This is a genomic window from Collinsella aerofaciens (genome assembly GCF_018785245.1).
GTDB classification, from domain to species: domain Bacteria; phylum Actinomycetota; class Coriobacteriia; order Coriobacteriales; family Coriobacteriaceae; genus Collinsella; species Collinsella aerofaciens_AD.
This window is the reverse complement of record NZ_WQPL01000039.1, coordinates 1-11,726: the sequence shown is the minus strand read 5'-3', so window position 1 is coordinate 11,726 and position 11,726 is coordinate 1. Positions and strand designations below refer to the sequence as shown.

At 60.7% G+C, this 11,726-nt stretch carries 9 protein-coding genes and 1 tRNA gene; 7 read left to right on the top strand and 3 right to left on the bottom strand.

Translation table 11 applies throughout. From position 1 onward, the window contains the following. The first annotated feature begins 196 nt into the window (after nt 1-196). The 4 genes from GPK39_RS08375 to proB all read left to right on the top strand — a co-directional run bounded on the left by GPK39_RS08375 (nt 197) and on the right by proB (nt 3,591). Nucleotides 197-269, top strand: a tRNA-Ala gene (locus GPK39_RS08375). A gap of 64 nt (nt 270-333) precedes the next feature. Then, nucleotides 334-792: a hypothetical protein gene (locus tag GPK39_RS08370; RefSeq protein ID WP_006235473.1), complete on the top strand. Its 459-nt coding sequence runs from the start codon at nt 334-336 to the stop codon at nt 790-792. Nucleotides 793-876: 84 nt separating this feature from the next. Continuing rightward, nucleotides 877-2,382 carry a nicotinate phosphoribosyltransferase gene (locus GPK39_RS08365; protein ID WP_035137238.1) on the top strand — a complete coding sequence of 502 codons (1,506 nt, stop codon included), beginning with the start codon at nt 877-879 and terminating at the stop codon, nt 2,380-2,382. Between the two features lie 81 nt (nt 2,383-2,463). After that, nucleotides 2,464-3,591, top strand: coding sequence for a glutamate 5-kinase (proB, locus tag GPK39_RS08360; RefSeq protein ID WP_195235027.1), 1,128 nt, complete (start codon nt 2,464-2,466; stop codon nt 3,589-3,591). A 209-nt stretch (nt 3,592-3,800) separates the two neighbouring features. Here the strand turns inward: proB and GPK39_RS08355 are convergent, their stop codons facing one another. Beyond that, entirely contained in the window at nt 3,801-5,219 is a 1,419-nt protein-coding gene (locus GPK39_RS08355) for an alpha/beta fold hydrolase (RefSeq protein WP_252204831.1), read from the bottom strand. A 112-nt stretch (nt 5,220-5,331) separates the two neighbouring features. Between GPK39_RS08355 and GPK39_RS08350 the strand changes: the two genes are divergently transcribed. Together GPK39_RS08350 and GPK39_RS08345 are read left to right on the top strand one after the other, a co-directional pair. Then, the gene (locus tag GPK39_RS08350) at nt 5,332-6,618 is read left to right on the top strand and encodes a glutamate-5-semialdehyde dehydrogenase (protein ID WP_215674989.1); all 1,287 of its coding nucleotides are present in this window, start codon (nt 5,332-5,334) and stop codon (nt 6,616-6,618) included. Nucleotides 6,619-6,789: 171 nt separating this feature from the next. Beyond that, nucleotides 6,790-7,389 carry an HD domain-containing protein gene (locus GPK39_RS08345; RefSeq protein WP_215674987.1) on the top strand — a complete coding sequence of 200 codons (600 nt, stop codon included), beginning with the start codon at nt 6,790-6,792 and terminating at the stop codon, nt 7,387-7,389. A 133-nt stretch (nt 7,390-7,522) separates the two neighbouring features. On the opposite strand, the gene GPK39_RS08340 is transcribed toward GPK39_RS08345, so the two are convergent. Both GPK39_RS08340 and GPK39_RS08335 read right to left on the bottom strand, forming a co-directional pair. Continuing rightward, a complete protein-coding gene (locus GPK39_RS08340) occupies nt 7,523-8,281 on the bottom strand; it encodes a transposase (protein WP_215674985.1) in 759 nt (252 codons plus the stop codon). 356 nt (nt 8,282-8,637) lie between these two features. Further along, complete coding sequence (locus tag GPK39_RS08335) at nt 8,638-9,123, bottom strand: CarD family transcriptional regulator (protein WP_006235480.1); 486 nt, start codon at nt 9,121-9,123, stop codon at nt 8,638-8,640. 342 nt (nt 9,124-9,465) lie between these two features. On the opposite strand from GPK39_RS08335, the gene argS reads away from it, so the two are divergent. Beyond that, the gene (gene argS / locus GPK39_RS08330) at nt 9,466-11,319 is read left to right on the top strand and encodes an arginine--tRNA ligase (protein WP_215674983.1); all 1,854 of its coding nucleotides are present in this window, start codon (nt 9,466-9,468) and stop codon (nt 11,317-11,319) included. Nucleotides 11,320-11,726: the final 407 nt, after the last annotated feature.

Sequence of the window (11,726 nt, the reverse complement as noted above, 5' to 3'; positions counted from 1 at the left end):
AGATTCGACAAGGGGCGACCATTGTGCAATCGCAAGAAGATGACGGGGCGGAATGTCAATCCTGGTCTAACAGAGCCTTAAAAAATCATCGAGAGGATCGCCTGTTCGAAAAGTTGTCAAAATAGCCGCGTCCCAAAAAGACTGGTTATTGGGCGTTGACAGTTGGCGAGCCGTAGGTAAAATATCGACTTGTCCTGGGGACGTAGCTCAGTTGGGAGAGCGCTGCCGTCGCATGGCAGAGGCCGAGGGTTCGACTCCCTTCGTCTCCACCCATGGATTTGATAAGCCGCTGACATTGTGTCGGCGGCTTTTTTTAAAAGAAAGGGCTATACCATGGCCGAGCTTGAGTCCCAACCATTGTCCGACGAGGAGCGCGCCGAGTTGGAAGAGCTCCGCGCTGAGAAGGCCCGCCGCGAGGCTCGGGAAGAGGCCCGTCGCGAGCGTGAGGAGCTGGCTGCCCTGCGTGCCGAGCGTGCGAAGGCCGAGGAGGCCGCCGCGAACGCCGCATCCGCATCGGCGCCCGCGCCCGCACCCAAGCCCGCTGCTGCGAAGCCTGCACCTGCCGCGCCCAAACCTCAGCCTAAAAAGGCCGCCCGTCCCAAGTCCGTCGAGCCCAAGCCGAGCCGTGACGAGATGACCTTTGCCCAGCGCATGGTTACCTCCAAGGAGCCTATGGGCGAGAACGAGATCCCTGGCATGGCGCCGGCTCAAAAAATCATCATTGTCCTTGCCCTCATCGCGTTTGTCATCTTTATGGGCTACACGATCCTGACCAGCATGGGCCTGCTCTAACCGACTCGCATCGGGCGTCATGTCCGCATGCTCTGCTCTCGTCCAACCCTCAAATTCTGCACCACACATCCGAAAGGTCGCCCCATGGCTTTGACCGACATCTCGCATCCCACCGACATTGCAATGCTCACCGATCTGTACGAGCTCACTATGGCCCAGGGCCTGTGGGAGAGCGGCAAGGCCAATGAGCAGGGTTGTTTTACCGCGTTTTACCGCGACCATCCCTTTGGCAGCGCCTATGCCGTCATGTGCGGCACCGCCGAGCTGCCCGAGCTCGTCGAGAACCTGCGCTTTACGCCCGAGGATATCGACTACCTCGCCTCGCTTGAGGCCCCTGCCGGCGGCGCGATGTTCAAGTCCGCATTCCTCGACTACCTGCGCGATTTTCGTGCGCATGTAAATATCGACGCCGTCCCCGAGGGCGAGCTCGTCTTTCCGCGCGAGCCCATGGTGCGCGTCACCGGTCCTGCGCTCGAGTGCCAGCTGCTTGAGACGGCGCTGCTCAACATCGTCGGGTTCCAGACGCTTGTCGCCACCAAGACGGCGCGCGTGGTGCTCGCCGCCGACGGTCGCCCCGTGGCGGAGTTTGGCCTGCGCCGCGCCCAGGGTCCCGATGGCGGCCTGGCCGTTGCGCGCGCGAGCTACGTTGCCGGCTGCTCCTCTACGTCCAATGTGCTCGCCGGCCGCCGCTATGGTATTCCCGTCTTTGGCACGCATGCGCACAGCTGGGTGATGAGCTTCGATTCCGAGCTCGAGGCCTTCCGCGCCTTTGCCAAGTCGAGCCCCAAGAACTGTACGCTGCTCATCGACACCTATGACGTGCGCGAGGGCTGCGAGCATGCCATTACGGTTGCCAAGGAGATGGAGGCGGTGGGCGAGCGTCTGTCGGCTATTCGCATCGACTCCGGCGACCTCGCCAAGCTCTCCAAGTATGTTCGCGGCCGTTTTGATGCCGAGGGCCTGCCCTATGTGGGGATCTCGGTTTCCAACGATCTTGACGAGTACACGATTCAGTCGCTGCTGGACCAGGGCGCGCCCATCGATAGCTTTGGCGTGGGTACCAAGCTCGCGACCTGCTATGACCAGCCGGCGCTGGGTGGCGTGTACAAGCTTTCCGCCCGCCGTGCGAGCGAGGCAGATCCATGGACGCCGGTGGTCAAGCTCTCCGAGCAGCCCTACAAGCGCACGATCCCGGGCGTGCAGCGCGTGCGCCGTTATTACGACGGCTTTGGCGGCCCGGTCTGCGACATGATCTACGACGAGGACCATCTGGCGGGGGAGGGCGCCGCGCGCGGCAATACCCTCGTGGCCGTGAATGATGCCGCCCTGGTGACCGATGTGTCGGAGCTTGAGTATCGCGAGCTGCTGGTGCCGATCGTGCGCGATGGCAGTGCAGTGGCTCCGCGTGAGAGCATCCAGGACGCGCGCGAGCGCTGTGTTTGGGCGCTCGATCATCTGGACGCAGCTTTCAAGCGCTTCCTGTACCCGCAGACCTATGTGGTGGGCATGGAGCAGGGCCTGGCTCAGGTACGCGACGAGCTCGTGCGCAAGAACATGGCCGCGGCCTCTGCCTTTCCCTGGGCAAAATGATCCGCATGCGACGGAGGAAAACGGATCATTTTTCTCGCTTGCCCGTTCGTCCGTTCGCTGAACAGTCGATTGGTTTGACGTATGACGACTTCTTATAAAACGATGGTGGTAAAGATCGGTTCGTCCACGGTGGTGGGCGCCGACGGCAAGGTCAACCGCACCTTTATCGGCGGGCTTGCCGATCAGGCCGCAGCCCTGCGCAAGCTCGGCTGGCGCCTGGTCGTGGTGAGCTCGGGCGCTATCGCCTGCGGCTATCCCGTGTTGGGCTTCGACCGCAAGCCGGTCGGCGACCTGCCGAGCCTGCAGGCCTGCGCCTCGGCTGGTCAGTGCATCATCTCGTCGGCCTACGACGAGGAATTCCATGCACGGGATCTGCTCACCTCGCTCGTGCTGCTCACGCGTCACGACACGGCGCGTCGCACGTCCTACCTGCACGCGCGCGACGCCCTGCTGCGCCTGGTGGAGCTGGGCGTGGTGCCGGTCGTCAACGAGAACGACACCGTTACCGTCGACGAGATCAAGTTTGGCGACAACGACACACTGGCGGCGCTTGTGAGCTGCCTGGTTTCTGCCGATCTGTGCGTGACGCTCTCGGACATCGATGGCCTCTATACTGCCAATCCGCATGAGGACCCCACGGCCGAGTTTGTTCCTGTCGTGCATAAGATCGATGCCAAGATTATTGCCTCGGCGGGCGATTCTTCCACATCGGTGGGCACGGGCGGCATGATTACCAAGATTCGCGCGAGCCGCATCCTGATGACGGCGGGCATTCAGAGCGTGATTTGCTCGGGCGAGGAGCCCGATGCGCTCGTGCGCCTCGCCCGCGGCGAGAGCGTGGGCACGCTGTTCGATCCGCCGGCGGAGCGTCTGGACATCGCACCCCGCAAGCTGTGGATCGCACTGGGCGACAAGGCGCATGGCTCGGTGACGGTCGATGATGGTGCTGCGAAGGCGCTGGTCAGCCGTGGTTCTTCCCTGCTTGCGGTGGGTATTCGCGAGGTCGATGGCCAGTTTGCCGAGGGCGATGTGCTCGACGTGTGCGACCCGAGCGGTATGGTTGTCGCCCGCGGTATCGCCGAGGCCGATTCGGACGTGCTGGAACTTGCTGCCGGTCGCCGCCAGGACCAGATCGCCAGCAACCGCCTGCTCGCTAACCTGGCCGAGAAGCCGGCGATACACAGGGATAATTTAATCGTCTTCGCATAACCAATTGACGCTGCAAACGCCCCTAAGCGGCAATCTGACGTTCAATCGTCGGGCATGACCAAAAGGTCAATGCCCTCCTCTTTCACGTCACCTTGCTCGCTTAGGGGCGTTTTCGCTTTCCGTTCTCTACCTGCGGCATTGTCGTTGCCGGCACTTGTTCGGCACTTGGGGACGTTCTTTTTGTGCCGGCAGGTGGGGACACTCCTTTGCTAGAAGATCTGGCGCAGGTCTCCTCGGTTGAGGGCTTCGTTGAAGAGGAGCTTGAACACCACGCTGCCGTGCAGGCCATCGTGCTCGAACTCGTTAGTCACCCAGGCATGCGAGTTGCCCACGCGGCTGAGCGTATCAAGCTGCAGGCCCGAATCCACGTACATGTCGTCGAAATACACCGCGGCCTGCAGGGGCACCTCGTTGCACGCCAGTCGCTGCGGGTCGTAGATCTTGTCCCAGCTGGTGTCTTCCATCAGCAGGTCCATGGCGGGCTTGAAGGGCTTGAGCTCGGGCATCTGCTCGAACATCCACGGGAACATGGCCTCGCCGGTAAACATGAGCGGGCGCGCGAGGGTGTCGAACTCGGCGCGGTGAGCCTTCTCCTCTGCTGCGGCCCAGCGAATGGGCATGGTGTCGCCGTCGGCGTAGATGAACTCCTGCAGTGTCCAATACAGCGGGTTTGTACGCGTGTTGGTGCGCTCGAAGGCGCGCATCGAAAAGCTGTCAGATACCGAGGCGCCGCAGGCCAGCGTGCCGTCACCGTCAACAAAAGCATGATCGATAATCCAGTGCATGCGCTCAAAGCTCGGCTTCATACCAAAGTCGCTGCCCATGAGCTGTAGGCGCTCGACCGTCATCGGCGAGCCGTCGGGTAGCACGGGCTTCTGAGCCTCGAGCGCATCGGCCAGGGCTGCCACGCGCTCGACGTCAGCGGGGTAGCGGTCATAATACTGCTGCGTCTTGGCGGCCATGCGCGGGAAGGTGTGCGCGTAGACCTCGCGTGCGTTCGCCGGCACGTGGGGGATTCCGCCGCAGGTAAAGCTCGCCGCCACGCCCTCGGGGAAGAGCGACAGGTAGCTCAGCGTCAAAAAACCGCCGTAGCTTTGGCCGAGCGTGACCCACGGCTTGCCGCCAAAGCCCACCAGTCGCAGGTATTCAAAATCGCGCACGATGGAGCTGGCGAGGTGGCGCTTGAGGAAGTCCGCCTGCGAGCGTGCTGTATCGGCGCCGGCGGCCGTTGCGCGATCACCCAGTGCCTTGATCCTGCGTCCGTCCACGCAGCTACTGCGTCCGGTGCCGCGCTGGTCGGGAAGGACCACGCGGAAGTGCTTGACGGCCTCCTCAATCCAGCCGTCGCTTGTGGGCGACAGCGGACGCGGGCTCTCGCCGCCGGGGCCGCCCTGCAAAAACAGGAGCAGTGGCAGATCGTCGTTGATGCGGTCGGGCGCGCAAACCACGCGGTAGAAGAGCTTGATGCTCTCGGGCGCGCCGGCGATGGGTGCCGGCATAGCGCCGCGGCGCATAGTGCTGCCGACGGCCAGGAGCATCGGCTCCAGGCCGCGCCAGTCAAGGGGGACGTCGATGCTGTGGTCCTCGACGTAAAGGCCGGGGACGTGGTATGAAGTGATGAGGGCCATGTGAGTCTTCCGTTCGTTGCGGTGTTTCGGGTTGACCAATTCTACCGCCGCGGGCGAGGCCATGCGCAAATCGGCTACCATGGTTGCAAACTTCTAGGAGAAAGGGCCGCCCATGTCGGTCGATATAGCCACGTATGTCCACGATCTTGCCGTTGCCGCCAAGGCAGCGTCGGCCTCACTTGCCACGGCGAGCGATGAGCAGCGCCAGGAGGCCGTGCGCGCCATGGCCGCAGCACTGCGCAACGGTGTCGACTCCATCGTCGCCGCCAACGAGCTCGACATGTCCGCCGCGCGCGATGCGGGTACCTCGGCCGGACTGCTCGATCGCCTGCTGCTGACGCCCGAGCGCGTTGAGGGCATGGCCGCCGGCCTGGAAAAGCTCGCTGAGCTGCCTGATCCCGTTGGCCGCGTGCTCGACCACCGCATACTCGCAAGCGGCGTGGACCTGACCCGCGTGAGCGTGCCGTTGGGCCTGGTCGCCATGGTTTACGAGGCGCGCCCCAACGTGACGGCCGACGCCGCGGGCATCTGCATCCGCACCGGCAACGCCTGCATTCTGCGCGGCGGCTCGCTGGCCTATCACTCGTGTGCCATGATTTCTGAGCTGCTGGCCGATGCGCTCGAGACCAAGGGCTTCCCGCGCGAGGCCGTCTCGATGATTGAGTCCACCGATCGCGAGGCCACCGGCGAGCTCATGAAGCTTCGCGGCATCGTCGATGTGCTCATTCCGCGCGGCGGTGCGGGCCTGATCCAGCGCTGCGTGCGCGAGTCGCTTGTGCCGGTGATCGAGACGGGCACGGGCAACTGCCACATCTACGTGCATGAATCCGCCGACTTTGATAAGGCGCTCAACATTATCGTTAATGCCAAGACCCAGCGCGTAGGCGTGTGCAATGCCGCCGAGTCGCTGCTGGTCGACCGTGCTGTGGCCGATGCGTTTTTGCCCGCGGTCGTGGCCGTGCTGCACGACCACGGCGTGCTCATTCACGGCGACGAGGCAACCTGCGCCGCATGCGCCGATGCCGGGCTTGCCGAGGGTGATGACTACGTCGCCGCGACTGAGGAGGACTGGGGTCGCGAGTACCTGGCGCTCGAGATGAGCGTGAAGGTCGTGGCAAGCGAGGACGAGGCCATCGCACACATCAACCGCTACGGCACGATGCACTCCGAGGCCATCGTTGCCGAGGACACGGATGCTTGCGAGCGCTTCCTGGATGCGGTCGATGCCTCGGCCGTGTACGCCAACGCCAGCACGCGCTTCACCGACGGCGGCGAGTTTGGCCTGGGCGCCGAGATCGGCATCTCGACCCAAAAGCTCCACGCCCGCGGCCCCTTTGCCGCCGAGGCCCTCACCACCTACAAATACAAGCTCCGCGGCACCGGCCAGGTCCGTCCCTAAACCTACCAAAAAGGGACAGGTTTATTTTGGCAGGTTTTATCTGCGGTTTTGCCGGGTGACACGTTCGCCCGGCTTTTTTCTCCGCATACCTTTTCTGTCTTTCGGCTTGAGCCGTGGCGATATACGATAGTGACACCGTGTCCTAGCACCGACTCACCTGGAGGTATTGCCATGTCCCAGACGCTTTCCGCCGGAATCACCCGCGACCGCGCGTTTGAACTGCTTAACGAGCACAACAAAGACCCGTTCCACATCACCCACGGCGAGACGGTCGAGGGCACCATGCGCTACTTTGCGCGCGAGTTCGACCCCGAGAACGAGGAGTTTTGGGGCATCGTCGGCCTGCTGCACGACCTGGATTGGGAGGAGCATGAGGACGACCCCATGAACCACACCATCTATGCTGCCGAGATTCTTGAGGGCGAGGGCGCATCGCCCGAGCTCATTCGCGCCATCCAGACGCACACGTCCGACTTCAACACCTCGCTGCCCAAGCCCGAGCTGCAGATGGAGAAGATCCTGTTTGCCTGCGACGAGCTCACCGGCCTGATCGGTGCTGCCGTCATCATGCGCCCGAGCAAAAGCGTTATGGACTTTACGACCAAGTCGCTCAAGAAGAAGTTCAAGGACAAGCGCTTTGCCGCCGGCTGTTCGCGTGACGTGATTTCGCAGGGCGCCGAGATGCTGGGCTGGGAGCTCCCCGAGCTCTTCGACCGTACCATCGCGGCCATGCAATCCTTCGCGCCCGATCGCGATACCTTCCAGGCCTAACCTGCCAAAAAGGGACAGGTTTATTTTGGCGGGTTTTATCTGGGAAAACGCCTCCGTTTTAGCTTTAAGCTGCGGAGGCGTTTGTCGTATCTGCGGATGTCGCGGGCTGACGGCCGCCATTGCCGACCGACGGCTAGGCCGCGTTCTTGATAATCCATGTTCCCAGTCCGGTCAGCAGCTGAACCTGCTTAATCGTTAATCCTTCTTTTCGAAGCGCGAGAATCGCCTCATTGCGTAGCGCCTTAGAAATGGATTTGAGCTCCGTCGGAGCACATCCTGCGACACTCTGCACGATTGCTGTGCCAAATTCGCATAGATCTTCCTCGCGCACCTTAGCTGTTGCGCTGGGGCGATAGGGAAGCGACGGCGCACTTTCCATGAGCTGAAGGTACGAGCGAGGTGTTGGAAATAAAATATCGACAACGCTGCCGGTGACATGCGGCCGTGACCTGGCACTCATTAGGTACTCGCGATGGCTGCTCCATGGATATTCGTGGTATGCCGCCAGTCCTGCCTTTTGGGGATTCAGATGAATGTATCGAATTGCCTCGAGTAAATATTCTTCCGACTTGATGGGCGAATCCCAAAATCGCTCCTGAAACACGTGGCCGATATGACCCGTCCGCGCATTGTACCTGCCCGCATACGATACGGCTATCGCATGCATCGCGTCGCTCTTGCGGTCGTCCGGATCGTCGATGAGCAGATGAATATGGTTTCCCATAAGGCACCAAGCGATAAGCTCAATATTGTGTTTGGGGAGGATCGCATCAAGGATCTGAAGCAAGGCGATTCGGTTCTCGGCATCGTCAAACAGCAATTGCCCTCCGTTTCCACGCAACGTGACGTGGAAATAACCGGTTGGTGACTTTGAACGAGGCTTTCTCGGCATGGTCCCTCCTTTAGCTTGAATGAGCTGAAGATACTGCATTCGGAGACCACGGTTGTCGAGATTCAGTTCACCGACTATAGCTGCTACCTGCCGAAATGTTATTGCGTTTTCAAATTGATGCTTTTAAATGGTAATTGAGCAAGACGGGCGCGCTTGTTGTTGATGTGAGCGTTGGTTGCATCGATTTTGATGGCCCTCGAGTGATGTTATCGCAAATGGACTTCATGTATTTCTGCGGCGATGGAAAAATAGCCGGGCGCTCAAAAACAAAACGGAGCACCCGGCCATTTACTAATTGTTCGTTAACGTTTGGCCAGATAAAACCTACCAAAATAAACCTGTCCCTTTTTGGCAGGTTAGTTGAGGGCGGCTTGGGCTAGGCGGGCTTCGGCGGCCTCCTCGGTGACACCAAGGGCCACGGCGAACTCCTCGATGGAGCGGCGTTTGGCCTCCTTGAGTACGCGCATGTAGTAGGAGCTGGGTTTTTTATCAGCTTCCTCGGCCTGGCGAATGCGGTGCATCATGGTCTTTGCCACGCGGACCGTCTCAGGCGCGCCCAGCTTGAGCTGCTGCTTAAAGTGTGTCTCCTCAAGTGAGCTGTTGCGCTCGGTAAAGGTGTCGCACTCCAGCTCGTCATAGTGGCTCAGCAGGTGCTCGGCATCTTGCTGCGAGATGGCGGCGTGCAAACGGTCGGCCTGCGCCACGGGGTACATGAGGATCGTCTGCGCATGTCCCTGCTTGGTCTCGAGCAGTAGCATGGGCTGCGGCGTGTCGTCCCTAAAACCGACGACGGTGCAGACTCCCTGACCCGGATGAATGACGTGTTGACCGATTGAGAACATGCTACCTCCAACTTATACGAATTTACGTATGTCTAGAATAACACGCTGACGTGCGCAAACCCTTACTTTATGCAGGAAAAGCACACAACTCTGATAGGTAAGAGTATTCGATAACAGACGCAGCTCATTCACACCTTTATACATTTTCAACGCCTGCATAATCTGCAGGCAGACCGGCATCTTTGAGTGACTCCATACAAGCTGTAGTCATTTTTGTGCATATGCAATATCTATTAGCTTTACCCTGCGACAGTGCCCGTCGCTTGTGATAGAGTGCTACAAACTCTGGCTTTTGCCCTACGAGTGACCAAGAGCTCGGGGGCTTTAACACAAGGAGGATCTATGCCCGAGAAGATTGAAGAGCTGGTACGCGCTGCGCTTGCTGCGGCCCAGGAGGCCGGCGACCTTTCCGCATTTGAACTTGACGATTGCGCTATCGAGCGACCGGCTGACACTTCTCATGGCGAGTGGACCTCTACCATGGCCCTGAAGTCCGCCAAGCTGGCCCACTGCGCCCCGCGCAAGATCGCCGAGGCCATCGTTGCCCATATGCCCGAGGACCCCGCGATCGAGAAGGTTGAGATCGCAGGCCCCGGCTTCATCAACTTCTACCTCTCCGTTGCCGTCAAGAATGCCATCTTTGGCGAGGCTCGCGAGAAGGGTATGGACTTCGCTAAGTCCAACGTCGGTGGTGGCCTGAAGACCCAGGTCGAGTTCGTCTCCGCCAACCCCGTCGGCCCCATGCACATCGGCCACGGCCGCTGGGCCGCGCTGGGCGACTCGCTCTGCCGTGTTATGGACCACGCCGGTTACGACATCCAGCGTGAGTTCTACATCAACGACCACGGCTCTCAGATGAACACCTTCGGCAACTCCATCAGCACGCGCTATATGCAGCTTGCCGACATCATCGCCAAGCAGGGCGTGGATATCGACGAGGCTCACAAGCTGCTGATCGCCGACCGCGACGCCTTTGTTGCCGACGAGAACGACGAGCATCCCGAGACCCATCCGTACCAGGACAACTTTGCCGAGACCCTGGGCAAGGACTCCTACGGCGGCGACTACATCATCGACGAGGCTGCCGAGTTCTGGCGCACCGACGGCGACAAGTGGGTCAACGCCGATCCTCAGGAGCGCATGGAGAGCTTCCGCGAGCGCGGCTATGTGAAGATGGTCGACAACATGCGTGACCTCTGCCACGCCGTCAATTGCGACTTCGATCGTTGGTTCTCCGAGCGCTCGCTGTATGTGAAGGACACCGAGGGCGAGACCGCCGGCACCTCCGCCGTCGACCGCGCCTTTGAGAAGCTCGACAAGATGGGTTACCTCTACACCAAGGACGGCGCCCTGTGGTTCCGCTCCACCGACCTGGGCGATGACAAGGACCGCGTCCTGATCAAGTCCGACGGCGAGTACACCTACTTCGCCTCCGACGTTGCCTATCACTGGGATAAGTTCCAGCGCGTCGATCACGTCATCGACATCTGGGGCGCCGACCACCACGGCTATATCGACCGCGTCCGCTGCGTCTGCGACGCTCTTGGCTATCCCGGCAAGTTTGAGGTTCTGCTGGGCCAGCTCGTCAACCTGCTGCGCAACGGCAAGCCCGTCCGTATGTCCAAGCGCAAGGGCACCATGGTGACCTTGCAGGAGCTCGTCGACGAGGTTGGCTCCGACGCCGCTCGCTACACGCTCATCTCCAAGAGCTCTAACCAGATGGTCGACTTCGACATCGAGGCCGTTAAGAAGCGCGACAACTCCAACCCGGTGTACTACGTGCAGTACGCTCACGCCCGCGTGTGCTCCATCCTGCGCCGTGCCGCTGACGTTACGCCCGAGCAGGCTGACGAGATGGGCATGAAGGCCGTCGCCGCCAAGGCCATCGGTGAGAACGTCGATTACTCGCTGCTGACCGATCCGACCGAGCTCGCCCTTTCGCGTAAGCTCAACGAGCTCACCGACCTGATTGCCAGCTGCGCTCGCGACCGCGCCCCGTTCCGTCTGACGCACTTTGCCGAGGAGCTCGCCGGCGACTTCCACAGCTTCTACGCTGCCTGCCAGGTGCTGCCGAGCGAGGGCCGTCCCGTCGACCCCGAGCTTTCGCGTGCCCGTCTGGCCGCTTGCGACGCCGTCCGCGTAACACTCGCCCTGGTGCTCACCCTCGTTGGTGTCTCCGCTCCCGAGCAGATGTAAGCTACGGGTCATTTGACCGTACAGACTTGGTTTAACTAAGCCTTGAAAGCCCGATCTCCCACGGAGGTCGGGCTTTTTTGCAAACGCCGACGTATTGACGAATTTGGAACTGCTGGAAATACGAAACTATGTCGGTTTACTACGATGAATTGAGGTATTCCAACCACGCCGGCTTTTCGCTAAAAAGTGCAAGGCATCTACCTGCGGTTTTAGTTCAACAAGTTTCGGAGTGGTCGCGGTTGAGCGATTCATCGTAGTAAACCGCCATAGTTTTGGCGGAGGCAGTCAGATTTGTGGGTGTTAAACCAAAGAGTGTCCCTTTTGACTAGTCGTTTAAGAACGTCCATTACAGTCGAAATTGTCAGCCCGGGACCGTCTCGGGCTACGATTGAGGCGCGCCCAGAACG

Bases quoted from the DNA above. Each gene is read 5' to 3' on its own strand.
- proB (WP_195235027.1), top strand. From the start codon at position 2,464: ATGACGACTTCTTATAAAACGATGGTGGTAAAGATCGGTTCGTCCACG.
- GPK39_RS08340 (WP_215674985.1), bottom strand. From the start codon at position 8,281: ATGCCGAGAAAGCCTCGTTCAAAGTCACCAACCGGTTATTTCCACGTC.
- GPK39_RS08345 (WP_215674987.1), top strand. From the start codon at position 6,790: ATGTCCCAGACGCTTTCCGCCGGAATCACCCGCGACCGCGCGTTTGAA.
- GPK39_RS08355 (WP_252204831.1), bottom strand. From the start codon at position 5,219: ATGGCCCTCATCACTTCATACCACGTCCCCGGCCTTTACGTCGAGGAC.
- argS (WP_215674983.1), top strand. From the start codon at position 9,466: ATGCCCGAGAAGATTGAAGAGCTGGTACGCGCTGCGCTTGCTGCGGCC.
- GPK39_RS08370 (WP_006235473.1), top strand. From the start codon at position 334: ATGGCCGAGCTTGAGTCCCAACCATTGTCCGACGAGGAGCGCGCCGAG.
- GPK39_RS08350 (WP_215674989.1), top strand. From the start codon at position 5,332: ATGTCGGTCGATATAGCCACGTATGTCCACGATCTTGCCGTTGCCGCC.
- GPK39_RS08365 (WP_035137238.1), top strand. From the start codon at position 877: ATGGCTTTGACCGACATCTCGCATCCCACCGACATTGCAATGCTCACC.
- GPK39_RS08335 (WP_006235480.1), bottom strand. From the start codon at position 9,123: ATGTTCTCAATCGGTCAACACGTCATTCATCCGGGTCAGGGAGTCTGC.